We start from the raw sequence: 21,224 nt of genomic DNA on the forward strand, positions 1-21,224 counted from the left end.
TGTTTTTATTTAACATAATTCAACTTTCTTTACTCTTTATAGGGCTTAAACATATCTTCTAAAGCCTTTTACTACCCTCCATTATAGCACATATAAATTAAATTTATGGCTGGCCATAAATAATATAGATTTTTCAGAAAAGTCATACAGTGCTATCATAGGTCCATGACAAAAATTAAACGACTCAGCAACTTGGCTAGATGTCGTTTCTATCTAAAGGAGAATAATCATGCCAGATATTACCATTCATACAATCGAAACTGCACCAGAAGAAGTCAAAGACGTCCTTCAAACAGTCAAAGATGCCAATGGGGGATTCATTCCAAATTTGATTGGTCTCCTTGCTAATGCGCCAACTGCGCTTGAAACTTACCGTACTGTCGGTGAAATCAACCGTCGCAATTCATTGACACCAACTGAACGTGAGGTTGTTCAAATTACAGCTGCTGTTACTAACGGATGTGCTTTCTGTGTGGCAGGTCACACAGCCTTTTCAATCAAGCAAATCCAAATGACACCACAACTCTTGGAAGCCCTTCGTAACCGTACACCAATCGAAGACGATCCAAAACTTGATACCCTTGCTAAATTCACTATTGCCGTGATCAATACCAAAGGTGCTGTTGGTGACGAAGCCTACAATGACTTCTTGGAAGCTGGTTACACTGCTCAAAATGCCCTTGACGTTATCTTGGGTGTCAGCCTTGCTAGCTTGTGTAACTACGCTAACAATCTCGCACAAACACCGATTAACCCTGAACTTCAAGAATTCGCTTAATTCAAAACCAAAGGATAAACTAGAGGAGGACCTAAGCCTATGTCACATTTTTCAAAAGAATTCCTTACTTGGTTGGACACCAACGCTGACCATATTGACCAAGAGTCTGGACCCATTGCGGACCAACTTCTTGAAAAATTGCTGAAAACGACGTCTTTAAAATCGGCGTACCTGCTGAGTTTGATGGCCTAGGTGGTGGTCCTACTCAAGTCGTTGATGTACTTGATGAATTGGCACAACACTCTTTGACAGCTTCCTTTATTTCTTGGGGGCACCGTACTTTCATCGAGTATATCCTTGCGAGTGATAATGCTTACCCTCGTGAAACATGGTTGAAAGAATTGTATACCGGTGAGCGTGCTGGTGGAACTGGCTTGTCAAATGCGGTCAAATTCTTGTCAGATATTGAAGAATTGAATGTTACCATCAGTCAAGAAGGCGATGACTACTATCTTGATGGTCGTTTGCCTTGGGTAACTAACCTACGTTCTGATAAATTCGCTGCTCTCTTTGCTGCTGACTTTAAAGATGGTAGCCAACCTTGGATTATCACCATTCCATCTGAAGCTGAGGGTCTCAGCCGTTCTGAAGATTTGGAATTTGTTTCCCTTCAAGGTGCTAACACTGCCTCTCTTACTTTCGATCACGTTAAGTTAAATCCTAATTGGATCCTTTCAAAAGAAGGTACGGACTATATTGCCAAAACACGTCCGAACTTCCTTGGTTTCCAATTTGGTCTTGCCTTTGGTTTGGCCAAACGTTCTCTTGATGAGGTTGAAGCTAGTCTAAACAGTAACCGTAGCGTTCTTCGTGAAGAATTTGAAGCTACACGTGAAAATCTTCTTGCTATCCAAGAGCAACTCTTTGCAGGGCTTAATGATGCCGATTATTTCATTGAAAAACCACGTGAACTTTTCCAATTGCGTATCGATATTGTCGATGTCGTAGCCAACAGCTTGCTCCTCGAACTTCAAGCTAGTGGTGGTCGTGGCTATTTGAAAGAATCAGAGTCAAGCTTTATCCGTCGTTGGAATGAAGGCGTCTTCCTTCCAATTGTATCTCCGAGTGCGGTTCAGCTTCGTCACATTCTTGCGGCTAGCTAGAAAGGCCGGTGGACCAATGAAGGTATTTTTAAGAAAATTCCCTTGGCCCTATCTAGTCTAGTTCTTGCCCTCTTTAGTTTATCCAATCAAATAAGCCACTATACCCTGATTGCTCAGGGTATTTGGTGTTTAGCCAGTATAGGTTTTATACTTATACTGGGACGCTTGATTCTTGGATTTGAACAAATAAGAGAAGATTTGCGAAACCCAGTCGTTGCATCAGCCTTTGCTAGTTTCTTTATGGCTGCCTTTCTATTTGCCAGCCGCCTCCCACTAGCTCAGACAGGCTTAAGTGTGACTTGGATTGGACTCCTTGGACTTTATATTGCCTATATTATTTTTTTCAGTCTGCGTTTTTTACGCCCACTCTCTTTGAATCAAGTTTATCCAAGCTGGTTCGTGGTCTATGTTGGCCCAGCTATCAGTCTTATGACAGTTACCCGCTAGTCTTCCAACTAGCATCAAGGGACTTATTCTGGGAGTAACGGGATTTGCGACTTTAGCCCTCTTTCCACTTGTTTTGTGGAGAATGAGACAGATAGCCATTCCTCACCTCTATCGACCTATACTTGCCATTTTAGCAGCACCTCTGGCCCTTCTCATTACCAGCTCAATCAAGAGTAATCAAAGACCTGCAACTATTATTTTACTTGTCCTACTCTTATTCTCGCAAGCATTCTTTTTCTATGCTCTTAATCTCTTCGTAAGACTGGTCAAAAAAGGCTTTATCCCACTCTTTGCAGCTTTTAGCTTCCCCTTGGTTAACAGCGCCAATGCTTTCAAGGCAGCTACTACTAGCCTTAAGCTCATGAATCCGATGACCCATCTGATTTATCTAGCCGAGTTCTTACCAGTTCTTGCCATTATGGTATATTTGCTCTATCATTTTCTGAAGCTTTTGTATCATGCTCTTGTAGCGGACGCACACTAAAAACAAGCCTGTTCACACTGAACAAGCTTGTTTTTTCTTATCTAAATCCTAATTTCTTTAACTTAGCCTGGTAACTGTCAAAATCAATTTCAATACCTTGACCGCCGTAGAGGTCATAGTTATCTACCCAATCACCATCTGATGGAATAGTTTGAGAACTGATACCATTTTTTGAAACTACTGGCATTTGAAAGACCCAAATCCAACATTTCTGTCATGCTCATATTGGTTGAGGTCAGAGAGTAAACCTTCCCTAAAGCCTCAGGTCCCTTAAAAAGACTAAGCGGATTTTTAACTTGCTTCATCATAGCTTGAATGACTTGTTGTTGACGCTTGGTACGGCCATAATCCCCTTCATCATCCTTACGAAAACGGGCATAGTTCAGAAGGGTGCGCCCATCCATATTTTGTTCACCAATTTTGATGGTTTGATTTGGCACATGACCATTCTTGTCCATTCTCAAATCATCTGGAACTTTGACTGAGGACACTTTTTTACCATCAACAGTGGAGAATTTGGCATTGATTTCCACACCATTCGGAAATAAGGTATCAATCCCCGTCGCAAAGGTCTCAAAGTCAACCATAGCGTAATACTTAATATCTATGTCAAAATTCCGCTTGAGCGTCTCACGTATGAGTTCTGCCCCTTGATGGTTATTTTGCTCACCAATATTGAAGGCTGAATTGAGTTTCAAGTCTTGAGAATACTCTGATTCTGAAGCGCCTTTAATATTAACCAAGGTATCACGCATAAAGCTGACCATCTTGATTTTACCTTCCTTATTGCCCACATTGATGACCATGATGGAGTCCGTTCTAGCATCTGTAGATTCCTGACTCACACGTTGGTCCGAACCAAGGATAAGGATATTAACCCCATCTCTAGTATCCTTGCCGTTAAAGGTCTCAACTAAGGCAGGCTGGTAAGATTTACCGTTATTTCCGGCCGCAGATAGGTCTGTCCCCTTGTAAAATTGATAGGCCATAGCCAGCACCAAAAAGACAACACCAAGACTTAAGCAACTAAGCACTAGCTTAACGACTTTCTTGAGTCTTCGCTTTTTCTTTGGTCGCTTCTTCTTAGCTGGTTGAGGGCTTGGTTTAGAAGCAGTTTTTGAGATAGGACGTCGTTTTTTAGGAACTTTTTTTCGCTCAGGTCTGCTTTGAGGGGCCTCCTCTCGATAAATGGGGAGTCCTTCGTCTGTCAGCTGATGAACATTCTCATAATCAGGCTCCTGATAGCTTTCCCGACGATTGTCATAAGACTGTCGCCAAGCGGCTTGATAGTCATCCTCTCTTTGCTCCTGATACCTTCCATAGGAGCGCTCCGCTTCATAAGCATCCAACTTACTTTGCAGATAATTGAATTCCGAAGCCTGCTGCCCATTGAGGTAAGCAAGATTTTTTAAAAGATAGCTGTAACGTAACCGTTCATGATGCGTAAACGGCCCATTGTTAGATTTGGTCATAAGATTTCCCTTTAAATTTCATATACCTGGTAAGCACCCAAGATTTTATATCCAATTCCAACTGCAGTTAACTCTTCAAGAGCAAACTGAGCCAACTTCTCCTGTGTATAATCACAATCAATGATAAAGAAATATTCGCCAAGCACAGTCTTCAAAGGACGACTTTCAATCTTAGTCAAGTCAATGCCTCGCCAAGCAAAGGTAGACAGGGCTTTATAAAGCGCACCCGGCATATTGTCAGGCAAGGTCAAGGCCAGCGTTAATTTACAATCAATCTGATGAAGAGGAATCTCAGGAACAGAGTTTCCAAGCACCCAAAAACGGGTATAATTCTTCTCAATTTCTTGGATATCCTTGGCTAAAATTTCAAGACCATATTCCTCAGCAGCAGCACTAGGTGCGATGGCTGCATAAGGTTGATCAGGATTTTCAGCGACAAAGCGAGCGGCAAAGGCTGTACTGGCTGTTGTTTCAATCTTAGCCTTGGGAAAGTGCTGTTTAATGTACTTCTTCCCTTGAGCAATTGCCTGAGGGTGTGAAAAGATTTTCTCAATCTGTGCATGGTCCTTAACCGCCATCAACTGTTGCTTGATAGGCTGAACAATCTCCGCCACAGCACGAATATCTGCCTGGTGAAAAAGATAGTCTAAACTCTCATGAACAGAGCCCTCGATAGAATTTTCTACCGGAATAACCGCATAATTCACACGTCCTTCTTCATAAGACTTGATAACTTCAGTAATGGTTCCCAGTGAAACCAAGTCAGCCTTAGGAAAAGCTTTTAAGGCTGCATTATGCGTAAACGACCCGATCGGGCCCAAATAACCTACATACATTTGATAAACCTTGCTACTTCTTCTGGTGTACGGTTATCGACTGTGACAACCAAGTCTGCTAAACCTTGATAGAGGGCCATGCGACCATCGTAAATGGCTTTGAATTCCTCTTTAGAATGGTTGAGAAAGAGGGGACGTTGATTTTTAGTATCCTTTTTAATGCGATCATAGACCACATCGAAAGAAGCGTGGAGCCAAACGTTATGCTTACGATTCTTGATCAAGAGCTGACGATTACGCTCCGTTACAACGACACCACCTCCAGTAGAGATGACGACATCATCTCCCTCTTGGAGAAGTTCTTCCAAAGTCTCAGACTCAATCTGACGAAAGGCTGCTTCACCTTCTTTTGCAAAAAATCAGCAATGGACATGCCGATTTTCTCCTCGATGACCTGATCCATATCAACGAAACGACCATCCAGGTATGGGGCGACGGAACTCTTACCAACTCCCATAAAGCCCAATAAAACTTTAGCCATTGAGCAATCCTTCCAAGTCACTAAAGAAGCTTGGGTAACTTGTATTGATAGCTTCTGCACGTTGCAAGTCAACCTCACCATCTTGAACCAAGAGAGCAGCAATAGCTGTCATCATACCAATTCGGTGGTCACCAAAGGTATTGACCTCTGCTCCATGAAGAGCGGTCTTACCAGTGATAATCATACCATCCTCTGTTGGAACAATATCAGCCCCCATAGCATTCAAGGCATCTGCCACCACCTGAATACGGTCGGTCTCTTTGACCTTGAGTTCTTCAGCATCACGAATCACTGTCTTACCTTGGGCTTGCGTCGCCAAGAGTGTGATAATCGGAAGTTCATCAATCAAACGTGGAATGATATCGCCACCAATTTCAGTTCCTTTAAGTTCTGAAGTTTCAACCGTAATAGTCGCAGATTTGGCAACTTGGTCAATATCTGAAAGGGTAATCTTACCACCCATATCTTTGATCACATCAATGATACCCGTACGTGTCTCGTTGATGCCGACATTTTCCAAGACAATCTTAGAGTTAGGCACCACGAGTCCCGCTACCAACCAAAAGGCCGCTGAAGAAATGTCACCTGGAACCACGACTTCTTGAGCAGTAAAGCTTTGGCCACCAGAAATACGAATTTCCTTGCCATCTACTTGAAGCTGACCACCAAACTGCTGAATCATATCCTCTGTATGATTACGTGTTTTTCCTTTTCAATGATGACAGATTCACCATCAGCTTGAAGCGCTGCAAAAATAAGAGCAGATTTAACCTGAGCAGAGGCCACTGGCAATTGGTAATGAATAGGTTTAAGGGACTTGCTACCGTGCATTTTCAATGGTGGCAAATCACGGTCTGTTTGACCAGAAACCTCTACACCCATCTGACGCAAGGGAATGGTCACACGGTCCATCGGACGTTTTGAAAGGGAATCATCTCCAAACATCTCTACATCGAAATCTTGACCTGCAAGCACACCTGAAATCAAGCGAATGGATGTTCCAGAGTTACCCATGTCCAATTTGTTTTGAGGAGCCTTGAGACCATCAAAACCAACACCGTGAATGCGTACCACATCACCATCATCCTCGATAGTCACACCCAAATCACGGAAGACCTGCATAGTTGAGAGGACATCCTCACCTCGTAAAATATCACGAACAGTTGTCACACCTTTGGCAAGACTTCCGAACATAATCGAACGGTGACTGATTGACTTGTCACCAGGGATACGCAAGCTGCCATGAAGACCTTGGGCCTTGGTTTCTAGTTTCATAGGTTACTCCTGAAAATTTTATAGTTACTCTCATTATACCATAATCGAAAGCCCAACCATAGACTGAATTGTCAAAATATTCACTCGTTTGTATTGCCATACTTTTCTTTCAAGAAGGCAACCGCCTCTTGAACACGGTTCCGAATCAAGTTAGCAGACTCCTGCAAAAGATTTTTTTCCTCAGCCGACAAAGACAAGCGAACTGGAGCAGCCACCCCATGACGCCCTAGGATGACTGGATAGCCAAGATAGGTTTGATATGCTTCTTGATAGCTTGATACTGCCACTTCTTCTTGAGCATCCGAAAGGATAATAGACACCAAACGAAGAGCCGCACTGGCAATGCCGTAAGACGTATACCCCTTACCATAAAAGACTTTGTGGCCACCCTTCATGGATGCCATGAACAAATTTTGTCGCTCTTCTTCGCTTGTCAATTCTGTAATGTCTTGCCCTTTAACCTTGACTTGACTCCAGGCTGTAAATTGGGAATTCCCATGTTCGCCAAGATTGTAGCCAGATACTGATTTGGGATTGACTGATAAATCATCTCCTACCGCTGCCTTCATTCTCGCCGTATCGAGTAAAGTCCCTGTCCCAATCACACGTTCTCTTGGCCAGCCTGTGAATTCCTGATAGAGAGCTGATACGGCATCTACAGGATTCGAGATAACCAAAAGTATGCCTTTAAAATCCAATTTTTTAAGTTCCTGAGAAACCTGATAAACGGCTTCTCGAGTAAATGGAAATTCAGCAAAGCGGTCCTCACCAGCATTGTGCTGTAACTGAATATTACCAAGCGATGAAATAATCACATCAGCATCTTCAAGGGCTGCATAATCATTGACAACAATCTTAGCATAGCTAGGCAGATTAGCCATGGCATCCTTAAAATCCTGAGCATCTGCTTCAGCCTTTTTATCATTGATATCAATAAAGACATAACTATCGGCTAATCCTTGAGCGATTGCCCCATGAGCTACCGCAGCACCAACATTTCCCATTCCAATAATTCCAATTTTACGAGCCATAATTTACCTCCTTTAATGCAGAAAAGGGCCTGTCAATTGACACACCCTCTTTGATTAACTATTCAATTCTTGCAAAGGTTTGAAGATGATACGTTCAATATCGTTCAAATAAACAGACAAACCTTGTTGTGCAGCCAAGTATTCTTTCAAAAGGGCATTAGCTTCTACCTTTTGACCCAATTCTTGAACAGCTGCTTGTTCTTCTGCAGTTGGCATTGTACCAGCTTGCATTTTAGCATAGAAATCCTCTTGGAAGTCAGTGAACTCTTTGAAAAGCGCACTAGCTTCAGCATCAGCTGCAATGGCTTCTTTTTTCTCTACCAAAGTTTTGTACTCAGGAAGGGCACGAATGCCACGTTCCAACTCATTTGCTAAATCATAAATATTTGTCATTGTATTCTCCTAGGCGATCACCACATGATAGTCTGTATTGGCTTCAATAACAGTCTTAGCATGCGTGCGATCTTTTTCATTTTTAAAAGTAATTTGAAGGATACCGTGAATATCTTCACGATTTTCTTCATTGATCCGAAGGTTAACCAAAGACGTTCCCCGCAACAATTCCATAATGCTGAGGATAACGTCCTCACGGTCAGGAACATCCACAAAAATATCGAAGGCACTTTCCACGCCACCCTTTTTGTGGATTTCCATCTCTTTGCGTTTCTTGCGACCGTTGTCAAAGAACTCCCAAATAGCATTCTCATCCTCAGCCTTAATCAAATCAGCAATATGGTCCAAACGCTTTTTGAAATCTTCAATACGATCCAAAACGGCAGGCCCATTAGTCATGAGAATGGAAGCCCACATACCAGGTTCACTCTCAGCAATACGGGTCATATCTCGGAACCCCCCAGCCGCAAAGTGATTAGTCATCTCGTGAGCCTGAGCATAATCAGCCGCCTGCTCCATAAGACCAGAAGCTAAAAGGTGGGGAAAGTGACTGATTTGACTGGTTACACGGTCGTGTTCAGCCGCATCAATCTCCACAAAACGTGACTTAAGCCCAGACAAGATGTCCTTAAGCTCTGGGATAGTTGTCTCTCTTGTCAGACTTGTCGGTGTGAAAATATAATAGGCATTTTCAAAAAGCGTCACGTCGGCTGCAATAGCCCCTGATTTATGGGAACCAGCCATAGGATGGGAACCTACAAACTGAACATTTTTTCCTGCTAGGTAATGCTCAGCTGCCTCAACAATATCAAGCTTGGTTGAGCCGGCGTCTGTGATGATGACATTATCTTTCAAGTTCAAGTTGGCCAACTCTTTCAAGTAGGACACTGTTTGCTTGATAGGCACAGCCAAGATAATCACATCCGCCAACGGAGCAAACTCCTTGAAATCATTTGTTGCTCGGTCAACAATCCCACGCTCCAGCGCAATATTTCGAGAATAGTCAGAGCGATTATATCCAAGAATCTCATAATCGGGATGATCTCTTTTAATTCCGAGACCCAAAGAACCTCCAATCAGACCCAAGCCTGCGATATAAATCGTTTTCTTACTCATTACTACTCCCATCTTTTCATTGATGCTGCTTAAAAGTTTTTCACATAATCACGGTGACGTGCCACCGCTTCTTTCAATTCTTCCAAATTATCAGAAGAAAATTTTTCCAAGATTTCATTGGCTACGACTGTAGCAACCACCGATTCCATAACGACACCCGCTGCCGGTAAGGCCGTAGGATCTGAACGTTCAACAGTTGCCTTATATGGCTCGTGAGTTTCGATATCCACAGACATCAATGGCTTGTAGAGGGTTGGAATTGGCTTCATAACCCCACGGACTACAATTGGTTGGCCATTGGTCATACCACCTTCAAACCCACCAAGGTTGTTGGTGCGACGCGTATAGCCGTCTTCTTCATTCCAAAGAATCTCATCCATGACTTGAGAACCCTTGAGGTAGCCATCCTTGAAACCAAGACCAAACTCGACACCCTTGAAGGCATTGATGGAAACAACTGCTTGGGCAATCTTGGCATCAAGTTTTGTATCCCATTGCACATAAGAGCCAAGACCCACAGGGACACCCCCAACGACCGTTTCAACGACACCACCAATGGTATCACCTTCTTTTTGATTTGGTCAATGTAATCTTTAATTTCTTGTTCACGCTCTTGGTTAACAACTGAAATATCTGACTGTTGAGCCAATTCCTTGATTTGAGCGACCGTCAAATTCTCAGGCACATCAATTTCCTTACCACCAAAGACCACCACATGGTTAGCAATTTCAATATCAAGCTCAGCCAAGATACGTTTAGCGACAGCACCAACCGCCACACGCATAGTTGTTTCACGCGCACTAGAACGTTCCAAAGAATTACGTAAATCATCGAAACGGTATTTCATACCACCAACCAAGTCAGCATGACCAGGACGTGGGTGAGTGATTTTACGTTTGGTTTTCAAACGGTCCTCAATGTCTTCCACAGCCATGATATCCAACCATTTTTGATGGTCCTTATTGATGACATGGAGGGTAATTGGAGCCCCTGTAGTTTTCCCATGACGAACACCAGAAGTGATTTCAACCTTATCAGACTCAATTTTCATACGGCCACCACGACCATAACCACCTTGGCGGCGTTTCAAATCACCATTGATATCTTCAGCCGTCAAGGGAAGACCAGCTGGAACACCCTCGATAATTGCTGTTAGACGTGGTCCGTGAGACTCACCTGCTGTTAAATATCTCATTTATTTCTCCAAGTATTCTTTCATTTCAACCAAAGGAATCTGATTGATAGCTGCCTTACCGATTTCTGGAACGATAACAGTCTTAATGCTATTACTACGAGCCTTTTTATCATGTGTGAGAGCAGTATAGAGCTCCTCAACACGCCATGGCTCATAATCCACTGGCAAACCAAATTTGGCACACATCTCGGCAATTTGACGAGTGATACCCTGAGGCATTAGTCCTTTTTCCTCAGCCACACGTGAAATCTGAACCATTCCGATAGCAACCGCTTCACCATGCATAACCTTACCGTAACCAGCGGTTTGTTCAACAGCGTGCCCAATCGTATGACCAAAGTTTAGGTACATACGAACCCCACCTTCAAACTCGTCTTCAACGACAATTTTACGCTTCACATTACATGAACGGTAAATGATAGTTTCTGAGTTTTCTAAAATACTGTGAACTGAACCATCAATGCTCTCAAGGAGGTGCCAAAGTTCAGGATCGTCAATCAAACCGTATTTGACAACCTCACCCATACCTTCAATCAATTCACGTTTACCAAGTGTCTCAAGGACATTAGGATCAATCAAGACCCCATCAGGTTGAGCAAAGGTTCCCACAATATTCTTAGCGAAAGGCGTGTTCACACCTGTCTTACCACCAATAGATGAATCCACCTGGGCAGTTAGACTAGTTGGGACCTGAACAAAATGAATCCCACGCATATAAGTTGAAGCGACAAAGCCTGCTAGGTCGCCAACAACGCCACCACCAAGAGCGACAATCCCATCACTACGTGTCATGCCATTCTTAATCAAAAATTCATAAGCCTTGTTAGCAGTCCTAAGATTTTTACTTGCTTCACCTTCTAGGAAATCAAAAACGACAACCTCAAAGCCCTCATGCTCCAAGCTAAGCTTAACTCTTTCAGCGTATAAGCCACCCACATGGTTGTCTGTAATAAGTGCAATCTTTTGTGGTTTCCAAAGTGACTTGACCCATTGACCTACCATCTTAAGAGCTCCCTTTTCAATGATAATGTCATAAGGGTTATGTGTTAAATTTACCTCTAGTTTCATCGCTGTCCCCTCCTAGCTATTGTATATCTTTTCTAATTCCTGCCAAATAGCATCTGTTGGCATGTCCTTACCCGTCCATAGTTTAAAGGCACCTGCTGCTTGATGCAGTAACATGCCCAAACCATTTACGGCTTCCAGCCCCTGTTGTCTAGCCAAGGCCAAGAAAGGCGTTTCAAAAGGCTGATAAATAATATCCGCAATCAAAAGCCCCTTAGGAAATATAGTATCTTTGGCGATTGGCAAGGATTTTCCATCCATACCTACACTTGTCGCATTCACCAATAAATCGGCCTGGCCTAGTTCTTCTTGAAAATAGTCAACATCACTTAAAGCATGAAATTCCAAGTGACCATCCGTTTGGTCCATCAAGGTCTTAAAACTGTTTTTTGCCTTATCCAATGACTGGGGACGAACATAGATACTGACCTTTTTGGCACCGTCAAGAACAGCTTGCGTCACAATAGCCTTAGCTGCTCCACCAGCACCCAAAATCATTAGATGAGCACCTTTAGGACTGAAATTCTTGAGGCTGGCAAAAAACCAAAACCATCTGTATTATGACCAATCAAATGGCCATCACGGTTAACAACCGTATTAACCGCACCAATCAATTGTGCTGCAGGACTAAGCTCATCCAAAAAGGAATAACCTTCTGCTTATAGGGCATAGACAGATTGATACCGAACATATCATAACGTCTAATATTTTCAACAGTCTCAGCCAGATCTGACTCTGGAATTTCCCAAGCAAGATAGACACCATTCACTTGTGTCTTTTCAAAAGCTAAATTATGAATAAAAGGAGAAATGGAATGTTTGATTGGATTGGCAACGACAGCAGCTAAGCGTGTATATCCATCAATCTGCATTCAAAACCTCCCTAACCTTTCGCATATCTGCCAAACTAACTTGGCCCGGTGCACTGGCATTGTCAAGACTAGCAAAGGTCCATGATGACCCTACCAAATCACCCGCCAAGCGAGACAAACGACCAAGTTTACCCATTGACATGGTAGCAAACTCCTGATTAGGATTGTAGGCCTTAAAACCACGTGTGAAATTCAGAAGGTCAAGAACATCTTGCTCATGTTGTGGCATAACAGCCACCTTAACGACTCGTGGCGTCAAATTCGTCATTTCAGACAGGAGCTCCATAAGATTTTCTGGGGTCTCGTTGAAATTATGATAAGACAACACCAAATTTGAATACCCAAGCATCTGATCAAAGACCGCCTTGTGTGTAAAGTACTCAAAATCAATATAGTCTGGCGAATAGATAGCAGACACATCATTGATAAGCGCCACATACTCTGCATCGGTCAATTCAATGTTTCCACCTTCACGTGTTGTACGAATGGTAAAGATAATTTCAAAACCGGCAAATTTCTCGAAAATGGCCGGTGCAACCGTTAAAATACTATCCTTATCCAAAAAATCTGCACGCCATTCAATGATATCTGCCCCAGCAAAACGAGACAATTCAAGCGCTTGTGCCTCCTCTAAGCTAGTAGGCATAATTGGAACTACAATTTTCATTTATTTACCCTTATTGTATATACTTTCAAATAGTTTGATGCCGGATCATTAGGATTGACGGTGAAATCCGCTGGCAATTGTTGCAGGTTAACAAAATCCGCCGAAACATCACCCAAACCCTTACGCAGTTGCTTTTTAAACTGTTGCACAGTCATATTAGCTGCATTAGTACTTGCAATGATTGTTCCACGCTCTGTCAGGATATCAAGACTCTGCGCAATCAACTTATGATAATCCTTACTTGCTGAGAAGGTGCGTTTCTTGTTACGAGCAAAACTTGGTGGATCAATAACGATAAGATCATAGGTCAAACCTTTTTTCTTGGCATATTTGAAATAATCAAAAACATCCATTACGACGAGGCGATGATTGTCCATACTAAAACCATTAGCCTTAAAATGTGCTGTGGACAATTCACGTGACCGCTTTGCTAAATCGACTGAAGTGGTCTCAATTGCACCTCCCATAGCAGCAGCAACTGAAAAAGCTGCTGTATAAGAAAACATATTTAAGACAGATTTGCCAAGAGCCAAACCATTAACTAAACCATCGCGAACTTCATGCTGATCAAGGAAAATCCCTGTCATCAACCCATCGTTGAGGAAAACTTCATAAGTTACTCCATTTTCCAAAATGGTAAAAGTATCAGTCGCCTCTTTTCCAAAAAGATGGTCCGATTCAAAATCAAGACCCTTAAAACGGATTTTTCATAGCCTCCCAAAACCTCAGGAAAGACCGTTTGAAAAGCCTCTACAATAACATCCTTCAAGGAATAAACAAAGGCATTGTACCATGAAAAGAGGGCATAATCTCCATATAAATCAATGGTGAGGCCACCAAAGTCATCTCCATCTTGATTAAAGAGACGAAAAGCCGTCGTCAACTCATTGTCATAGTAAGTCTGGCGTTTAAGCTTAGCCTGTTCAAAAAGCCTCTGAAAATAAGCCAGAGTCAATTTTTGCTTTTTATTAGAGAGAAACCAACCTATACCTTTATTTTGGCTAGACAAATAGCCCGTTCCTAAAAAAGTCTTAGACTGGTTATAAAGATAAATCAACTGATTGTTTTCACTTACATTTGGAAAATCTTCAGCTAAAAGCAATTGCTTTCCTTGTTTGATTTTTTTCTCCGCAATGGGACTTACCGTCAATATACTCATGTTACTATTATACCAAAAAATCCTCGTATTTCTGTTTCATAACTAGATTTTACCAATTATATGTCAAGGAATATCACACCAGATGGCAGTAAATTTTTGAGAGTCATTTTGTTATTTGGTATAATAGTTAGGATAATATAGAATCAAAGGAAGTATTGCTTTGAAAAAATTAATTGACGCCTTTTGGAAAGGAGTGTCATCAAGACTTGGATTCATCCTCTTGTTGCTCTTTTTCTACTGGCTAAAAACCATATTCGCTTATTACGTCAATATTAATCTTGAGTTGGAAAGCAAGTATCAGGTTATGCTTTCGCTGATTAATCCCATTCCGCTAGGGTTAATGCTTCTAGGATTGGGGCTTTACTTCAAGAAACGACGATTCTTTTATAGCATCACGATTGCTATTTATGTCATCCTTAACCTTCTGCTCATTGCCAATGTGGTCTACTTTGGAGAGTTTACGGACTTCATCACGGTAAATACCATACTAGCGAGCTCCAGCTCAGCAGCAGGACTTGGAGACTCAGCCAAGAACCTTTTTGAACCAAGTTATATCTTTTACTTAATTGATATTCCTTTCTTCATTTACGCTGGTTTCAGAAAGAAACTCCAAACAGACAGTAAGCCCTTTAATAAACGAGCTAGTTTTGCCGTTACAGCACTGGCGACACTCCTTCTATCGGTTAACCTTTTCTTAGCAGAAGTTAACCGGGGTGAGTTGCTAACACGTGGTTTCTCAAACAACTATATTGTTCGTGCTATGGGTATTCCCTTCTTTACCGCTTATTCTGGTAACCTGACTTATCAGGCTTCGCAAGCTCGTTCTTCTGCAACAGCGGAGGATATGAAAAAGGTTCAAGCCTATGTCAAAGAACACTACGTTGCACCAGATCCTAAGTATTTCGGAATTGCCAAGGGAAAAAATGTCATTGTCATTCACTTGGAAAGCTTCCAACAGTTCCTGATTGATTACAAGCTCCAAGTCGATGGTAAGTCTTATGAAGTTACCCCATTCCTCAATTCCATTTATCATTCAAACGAGACCCTTGCCTTTTCAAACTTCTTCCACCAAGTCAAGTCAGGGAAAACCTCTGATGCCGAAACCTTGATGGAAACGTCTCTCTTTGGACTAAGTACAGGGTCATATATGGTAAACTATGGTGGTACAAACACTGCCTATGCTGCTCCATCTATTCTTGCTCAAACAGGTGGTTATACATCCGCTGTATTCCATGGAAACACCGGTTCCTTCTGGAATCGAAATAACACCTACAAACAGTGGGGTTATAACTATTTCTTCGATTCCTCAGCCTTCACTGAGAAAACCGAGGAAAACTCCTTCCAATATGGCCTAAACGATAAGTATATGTTTCCAGGTTCTATCAAATACTTGGAACAAATGCAACAACCTTTCTACGTTAAATACCTAACCGTATCTAACCATTACCCATACACTTCGTTGTCAGGCGATGAAAAGGAACAAGGTTTCCCACTTGCTGAAACAAAAGATGAAACCGTTAACGGATATTTTGCAACAGCTAACTACCTTGACTCAGCTGTCAAGGACTTCTTCGATTACCTCAAGGCTACTGGTCTTTATGATAACTCCATTATTGTGATGTACGGTGACCACTACGGTATCTCTGATACACGAAGCAGTAATCTAGCTGATCTTCTTGGAAAAAATTCTGAAACATGGTCTAACTATGACAAAGCTATGCTTCAACGTGTCCCTTATATGATCCATATTCCTGGATATACCGGTGGTGGCATCTCTAACACCTTTGGTGGCGAAGTGGATGCCCTACCAACACTTCTTCATATTCTCGGTGTCGACACTAGCTCATACATTCAGATGGGGCAAGACCTCTTATCACCTGATAATAAGCAAACCGTCGCATTTAGAACATCTGGACAGTATGTGACTCCTCAATACACTAGCTATTCTGGTAGACTTTATAACACTCAAACAGGTGAGGAAATCACCAATCCTGATGAGACGACAAGGAAAAACAACGAAGCCATTCGAAAGGCAGTGGCAACTCAGCTTTCTATGAGTGACGCTGTCCAGACCGGTGACCTCCTTCGTTTCTACACACCTAATGGCTTAAAACATACTGACCCAAGCACCATCTCTTATACCAAACAAATGGAACAACTAAGAGAAATCAATAAAAAACTGAAAGACAAATCGACTAGCCTTTATAAAGAAAAAGGCAATCACTCAACAGCTGACCTATTCAAGACACCGTCTTACAAAGAGCTTCACCCAACAGAACCCGAAAATTCTGGTTCAAGTTCTAGTTCTTCCGAACAAAGCTCATCCACTGTACAAGAATAGGCCATTAAGGCAGTCCAATTGGGACTGCCTTTTTTAGTTTACCAACACTTAGATGAAATGCTGATTCTTTAGATAATCCCCTCAAACATATTTCTTGCTAGTTTTCTACAAGCATGATTAAATAGGATTTATAAGAAAACTTTTAGAGGAGAACAGACATGAATCCATTGGAATTATTTAACCAAGTGAAAGAAATGATCGAGAAAAAAGATTTCGAAGCTGCAAAAACATTTTTCGAGGACAATAAAGATAATTTAGGCGAGTACTTCGACCAAGCAAAAGCTCTTGTTTCTGGGAATGAAATGATTAGTGGTGCTTTAGACAAGATTAAAGGCTTATTCTAAGCCTAAATCCCCTCAATCACATTAGGGTTGAGGGGATTTTTTATTCAGAAGACTTATTGAAAAGTGTTGGATATCTGACGTTTTATGAGTTTATCAACCTTACCCCTTTCTTGACCCTCGGATAGCAAAAAAGAACCCTAGTTTTAAACTAGAGTCCTTAGAAACGTTGTTAAATCAACGTTTTATTTTTTCAAGTTGTAGAATGATTTCAAACCACGGTATTCTGCAACTTCACCAAGTTGATCTTCGATACGAAGCAATTGATTGTATTTAGCAATACGGTCAGTACGTGACAATGAACCTGTCTTGATTTGACCAGCGTTAGTTGCAACTGCGATGTCTGCGATTGTTGAATCTTCAGTTTCACCTGAACGGTGTGATACTACTGCAGTGTATCCAGCTTCTTTCGCCATTTCGATAGCGTCGAAAGTTTCAGTCAAAGTACCGATTTGGTTAACTTTGATAAGGATTGAGTTAGCAGCGTGTTCTGCAATACCTTTTTCAAGGTAAGCTGTGTTAGTTACGAAGAAGTCGTCACCAACCAATTGAACTTTACCACCAAGACGTTCAGTAAGAGCTTTCCAACCGTCCCAGTCGTTTTCATCCATAGCATCTTCGATTGTGATAATTGGGTATTTGTTAACCAATTCTTCGATATAATCGATTTGTTCTGCGGCAGTACGTTTAGCTCCACCTTCACCTTCGAATTTAGTGTAGTCATATACACCGTTTTCGTAGAACTCAGATGATGCACAGTCGAAACCAAGGAATACATCTTCACCTGGTTTGTAACCAGCAGTTTCGATAGCTTTGATGATAGTTTCAACAGCATCTTCAGTACCGTCAAATGCTGGTGCGAAACCACCTTCGTCACCTACGGCTGTTTCAAGACCACGTTCTTTAAGGATTTTCTTAAGAGTGTGGAAGATTTCAGCACCCCAACGAAGAGCTTCTTTGAATGTTGGTGCACCAGCAGGTACAATCATGAATTCTTGGAAAGCGATTGGAGCATCTGAGTGAGAACCACCGTTGATGATGTTCATCATTGGAGTTGGAAGAACTTTAGTGTTGAATCCGCCAAGGTAGCTGTAAAGTGGAACTTCAAGGTAGTCAGCAGCTGCGCGTGCTACAGCGATAGACACACCAAGAATAGCGTTGGCACCAAGTTTACCTTTGTTTGGAGTACCGTCAAGAGCGATCATGGCGCGGTCAATACCTTGTTGATCACGTACGTCGAATCCGATGATGTGTTCAGCAATAACGTTGTTTACGTTATCAACTGCTTTTTGAGTACCAAGACCACCGTAACGAGCTTTGTCACCATCACGAAGTTCTACTGCTTCGTGTTCACCAGTTGAAGCTCCTGAAGGAACCATACCGCGTCCGAATGCACCAGATTCAGTGTAAACTTCTACTTCAAGTGTTGGGTTACCGCGTGAGTCAAGGACTTCGCGAGCGTAAACATCAGTAATAATTGACATTACAATACTCTCCTTATGAGTTAAATTTTTTACACCTTTATAGTACCACAATATCAAGGGTTAAGCAAATTAAAACCAGAATTTTCTAGCGATTTTCTATTTTTTAATATTTTCAATTAATTTTGAAAATATCAGAAAAAGATCTTGATGAAAAGGAATTCAAAATATTGTATAATACTAGCAAGAAAATAAACAGGAGAACTCTATGACTTCACTTGAAAAAAAGGTGCTCCAATGGGCTAGTGGTGAGAAGCGCTTAAAACCTGATGAATTACGTCACTATTTTGGAACCTATGCAGAACGTGTCGTCTTAGCTATTCTATTGGAAAATGCTGAAAAGAAAACTGTAATGGAGAAATTTCCAAAGATTTTAAAAGATCTTTCATTAGCTTACCCTCATCTAAGTCTCAAGCTTTCACCCAATCTAGCCGACCAGACACAATTCACCTATATTAAAACTGCTCAAGCACTCAATATTTCCGCTACTATTGTGGATGAAGCCAAAGCACACTCACCATATGGAATCATCGTGCATAGTGATAAGGCAGAAAATCTTGATAAGGTCCTCTTCTCGGAGATTCATCCCGATATTCTTGCTCCTCAAAAAACACAGCAAGCTATTACCAAAAAAGGATTTTTGCTAAACTTTTTGGAAAATAAAAGCTGACACTAGGTCGGCTTTTTTCTTATGTCACAAGGTTTGACTCAACTTGATGAGGTTGCCAATATTGAGTCCTGTTCGATAGAGATTCTCCTTGGCTGAAGCTAGGACTTGGTCTAAAGCTGCTACTTGTCCAATAATAGGGAATGCAGCTGAAATCCCAGCTACTGGAAAATCCGGTAAGTCATCTTTCAGACTACCACATATTGCGATGACAGGGATACCTGATGGTGTTCGTTTAGCTACACCAACTGGCGCCTTACCAGATAGAGACTGTCTGTCCATACGCCCTTCTCCTACGATGACCAAATCGGCTGACTTAACCCGTTGGTTAAAATTAACACAATCAAGTACAAAGTCAATACCTGATTTAATTTCAGCACCAGCAAAGGCCACTAAACCTGCAGCCATACCCCCTCCGGCACCTGAACCAGTAAGATGTAAGACTTCAGGAGCAAAGGCCTTGTAGAATTGTTTCATAGACTGATCAACCCTTTCAAATTGCAAAGGATCTAACCCCTTTTGCCCACCAAAAATATAGGTGGCCCCATTTAGTCCACACAAAGGGTTATCTACGTCAGTGATTAGACGAATGGTCGTGGCTGACAAATCAATCTTGCCTTGCGACGATACCCTTTTGATAAGGCTAAGATTAGCACCTAGAGGCTCAACACTCTGCCCTTCAGAGTCATAAAAGCGATAACCCAATCCGTAGGCCATTCCAATACCACCATCATTGGTAGCGGAGCCTCCTACACCTATAATAATATCACGTATGCCAGACTGAACCAGATGAACGATCAGTTCACCTACCCCCTGTGTTGTCAGACTAAGAGGATTTCGTTTTTCCTTAGGAATTTGTTCCAAGCCACAAATTTCGGCCATCTCAAAGATAGCAGTCTGTCCATCACTAGCATAGGTGACCAAACCATCACTCGTATAGGCATGGGGAAGCCTAATCCTTCTCTTTTCAAGATTTAAATTTTCAACAAGAGCATCCAAGGTTCCTTCACCACCGTCACCAATAGGGACAAGGTCAAATTCGGCATCAGGCAGGGCTTTCGAAAAGCCAGATTTAAGAGCTAGGGCAACCTCTTTTGCCGATAAACTTTCCTTAAATGAATCAGGTGCAATCAAAATTCGCATGATTTTCTCCTTTCATTTTCCTTTCAAGTAAGGAGACATAGCTTGGACCAGTTCATCCGTCATATGGCGTGGTCCTCGAACTGTTTTAATTCCAAAGTTCTTTAAAATCTCACTGTTAAAGTCCTTATCCATAAAAGTGTGCAATAGTTTGATTCGCATCAATGCCTTAATACTCTCCTCCTCACGGTAACCCTGATTGGGTATATTAGCCTCCAAGACTTGACAGAGATAACGGATAGCTTTGGTAGGTGCCGTAATATAGATGGCAACGAAATCTCCCTTTTGCATACTCGCTTTCTGGGTCCACAGAATCTCCTTATTTGCTGAAAATTCCGCTCCAATATCATAATATTTCAGATTAGCTGGTATAAGCCAATAGTGAGGCTCTGAAGTTTTGCGAAGATGTTTAGGAGCCACTAGGGAACGACTCCTAGCAACAAGCTTAAAAACCGTTTCATCTGGTAGCGTTTCATCTAAGACAAGACTAATCCAACTTTTCTTAGACATGTGATAACTAGGAAAAATTCCTTCCATTTTCATGAGTTGTTCCATATTTTTGGGGTCAACCTTAAGATTAACCACATCATAAATCTGGTCTGCCTTTTCACTATCAAGCCCCTAGTTTCCCTCCTTTGAGAGGAAATAGCAAGGCGTACCACTTACCAACAATTCGATATGAAAGATAGTCTGGATATTTCTCAAATGGATGATCTGCCTGGTCTGAAAATTCTTGAGTCAAGAAGTTTGCCAGACGATTAGCCTGTGGGGATGAGAACAATTGATCCTCATAGCAGGATTCAGCCACTTGCGAAAGGAGTGCTCCATAGGCTTGTCTGACTTGACCCACATAGGTTCCCCCTTGCTTGGGGACTACGAAA

At 41.9% G+C, this 21,224-nt stretch carries 15 protein-coding genes and 8 pseudogenes; 6 read left to right on the forward strand and 17 right to left on the reverse strand.

The genetic code is table 11. From position 1 onward, the window contains the following. Nucleotides 1-229: 229 nt before the first annotated feature. The 3 genes and pseudogenes from HSISS2_RS05195 (at nucleotide 230) to HSISS2_RS05205 (ending at nucleotide 2,812) form a co-directional block, all read left to right on the forward strand. A complete protein-coding gene (locus tag HSISS2_RS05195) occupies nucleotides 230-778 on the forward strand; it encodes a carboxymuconolactone decarboxylase family protein (protein WP_002888987.1) in 549 nt (182 codons plus the stop codon). A gap of 39 nt (nucleotides 779-817) precedes the next feature. Then, nucleotides 818-1,881: pseudogene (locus tag HSISS2_RS05200) on the forward strand (acyl-CoA dehydrogenase family protein). A gap of 24 nt (nucleotides 1,882-1,905) precedes the next feature. Then, nucleotides 1,906-2,812: pseudogene (locus HSISS2_RS05205) on the forward strand (ethanolamine utilization protein EutJ). Between the two features lie 37 nt (nucleotides 2,813-2,849). Here HSISS2_RS05205 and HSISS2_RS05210 read toward each other — a convergent pair. The 13 genes and pseudogenes from HSISS2_RS05210 to HSISS2_RS05265 all read right to left on the reverse strand — a co-directional run bounded on the left by HSISS2_RS05210 (nucleotide 2,850) and on the right by HSISS2_RS05265 (nucleotide 14,373). Further along, nucleotides 2,850-4,284, reverse strand: a pseudogene (locus HSISS2_RS05210) (LCP family protein). An 11-nt stretch (nucleotides 4,285-4,295) separates the two neighbouring features. Next, on the reverse strand, nucleotides 4,296-5,120 hold the full coding sequence (pheA, locus tag HSISS2_RS05215; RefSeq protein WP_021145736.1) for a prephenate dehydratase: 825 nt from the start codon (nucleotides 5,118-5,120) through the stop codon (nucleotides 4,296-4,298). Then, nucleotides 5,111-5,428 carry a shikimate kinase gene (locus HSISS2_RS11770; RefSeq protein ID WP_021145737.1) on the reverse strand — a complete coding sequence of 106 codons (318 nt, stop codon included), beginning with the start codon at nucleotides 5,426-5,428 and terminating at the stop codon, nucleotides 5,111-5,113. Before HSISS2_RS11770 ends, pheA begins: the two co-directional genes overlap by 10 nt. Continuing rightward, complete coding sequence (locus tag HSISS2_RS11775; RefSeq protein ID WP_240472062.1) at nucleotides 5,365-5,601, reverse strand: shikimate kinase; 237 nt, start codon at nucleotides 5,599-5,601, stop codon at nucleotides 5,365-5,367. The genes HSISS2_RS11770 and HSISS2_RS11775 overlap by 64 nt, the downstream gene beginning before the upstream one ends. Then, nucleotides 5,594-6,876, reverse strand: a pseudogene (aroA, locus tag HSISS2_RS05225) (3-phosphoshikimate 1-carboxyvinyltransferase). The gene HSISS2_RS11775 and the pseudogene aroA overlap by 8 nt, the downstream one beginning before the upstream one ends. Nucleotides 6,877-6,956: 80 nt before the next feature. Next, nucleotides 6,957-7,907, reverse strand: coding sequence for an L-lactate dehydrogenase (locus tag HSISS2_RS05230; RefSeq protein WP_021145740.1), 951 nt, complete (start codon nucleotides 7,905-7,907; stop codon nucleotides 6,957-6,959). Nucleotides 7,908-7,961: 54 nt separating this feature from the next. Further along, a complete protein-coding gene (locus tag HSISS2_RS05235; protein WP_002890462.1) occupies nucleotides 7,962-8,300 on the reverse strand; it encodes a YlbF/YmcA family competence regulator in 339 nt (112 codons plus the stop codon). A gap of 9 nt (nucleotides 8,301-8,309) precedes the next feature. Next, complete coding sequence (locus HSISS2_RS05240; RefSeq protein WP_021145741.1) at nucleotides 8,310-9,416, reverse strand: prephenate dehydrogenase; 1,107 nt, start codon at nucleotides 9,414-9,416, stop codon at nucleotides 8,310-8,312. Nucleotides 9,417-9,445: 29 nt separating this feature from the next. Continuing rightward, nucleotides 9,446-10,611, reverse strand: a pseudogene (gene aroC / locus HSISS2_RS05245) (chorismate synthase). Then, a complete protein-coding gene (aroB, locus tag HSISS2_RS05250) occupies nucleotides 10,612-11,679 on the reverse strand; it encodes a 3-dehydroquinate synthase (RefSeq protein WP_021145744.1) in 1,068 nt (355 codons plus the stop codon). 12 nt (nucleotides 11,680-11,691) lie between these two features. Beyond that, nucleotides 11,692-12,547, reverse strand: a pseudogene (locus HSISS2_RS05255) (shikimate dehydrogenase). Beyond that, entirely contained in the window at nucleotides 12,537-13,214 is a 678-nt protein-coding gene (aroD, locus tag HSISS2_RS05260; RefSeq protein WP_021145748.1) for a type I 3-dehydroquinate dehydratase, read from the reverse strand. Before aroD ends, HSISS2_RS05255 begins: the two are co-directional and overlap by 11 nt. Further along, nucleotides 13,211-14,373, reverse strand: a pseudogene (locus HSISS2_RS05265) (class I SAM-dependent rRNA methyltransferase). Before HSISS2_RS05265 ends, aroD begins: the two are co-directional and overlap by 4 nt. A 160-nt stretch (nucleotides 14,374-14,533) precedes the next feature. Here HSISS2_RS05265 and HSISS2_RS05270 point away from each other — a divergent pair. Beyond that, nucleotides 14,534-16,714 carry an LTA synthase family protein gene (locus HSISS2_RS05270; RefSeq protein ID WP_021145751.1) on the forward strand — a complete coding sequence of 727 codons (2,181 nt, stop codon included), beginning with the start codon at nucleotides 14,534-14,536 and terminating at the stop codon, nucleotides 16,712-16,714. A 158-nt stretch (nucleotides 16,715-16,872) separates the two neighbouring features. After that, nucleotides 16,873-17,058 carry a hypothetical protein gene (locus tag HSISS2_RS05275; protein WP_021145752.1) on the forward strand — a complete coding sequence of 62 codons (186 nt, stop codon included), beginning with the start codon at nucleotides 16,873-16,875 and terminating at the stop codon, nucleotides 17,056-17,058. 182 nt (nucleotides 17,059-17,240) lie between these two features. Here the strand turns inward: HSISS2_RS05275 and eno are convergent, their stop codons facing one another. Beyond that, on the reverse strand, nucleotides 17,241-18,539 hold the full coding sequence (gene eno, locus HSISS2_RS05280; protein ID WP_002889001.1) for a surface-displayed alpha-enolase: 1,299 nt from the start codon (nucleotides 18,537-18,539) through the stop codon (nucleotides 17,241-17,243). Between the two features lie 205 nt (nucleotides 18,540-18,744). Between eno and HSISS2_RS05285 the strand changes: the two genes are divergently transcribed. After that, nucleotides 18,745-19,206: a YueI family protein gene (locus HSISS2_RS05285; RefSeq protein WP_021145753.1), complete on the forward strand. Its 462-nt coding sequence runs from the start codon at nucleotides 18,745-18,747 to the stop codon at nucleotides 19,204-19,206. A 24-nt stretch (nucleotides 19,207-19,230) separates the two neighbouring features. On the opposite strand, the gene HSISS2_RS05290 is transcribed toward HSISS2_RS05285, so the two are convergent. From HSISS2_RS05290 to HSISS2_RS11780, 3 genes and pseudogenes are all read right to left on the reverse strand, one after another. Continuing rightward, nucleotides 19,231-20,346, reverse strand: coding sequence for a glycerate kinase (locus HSISS2_RS05290; protein ID WP_021145754.1), 1,116 nt, complete (start codon nucleotides 20,344-20,346; stop codon nucleotides 19,231-19,233). Nucleotides 20,347-20,358: 12 nt separating this feature from the next. After that, nucleotides 20,359-20,886 (reverse strand): MmcQ/YjbR family DNA-binding protein, encoded by a 528-nt coding sequence (locus tag HSISS2_RS05295; protein WP_021145755.1) that lies wholly within the window; start codon nucleotides 20,884-20,886, stop codon nucleotides 20,359-20,361. A gap of 70 nt (nucleotides 20,887-20,956) precedes the next feature. After that, nucleotides 20,957-21,224 (reverse strand): annotated as a pseudogene (locus tag HSISS2_RS11780) (MmcQ family protein); the annotation flags it as partial.

It is taken from the genome of Streptococcus sp. HSISS2, assembly GCF_000448665.1.
GTDB classification, from domain to species: Bacteria; Bacillota; Bacilli; order Lactobacillales; family Streptococcaceae; genus Streptococcus; species Streptococcus raffinosi.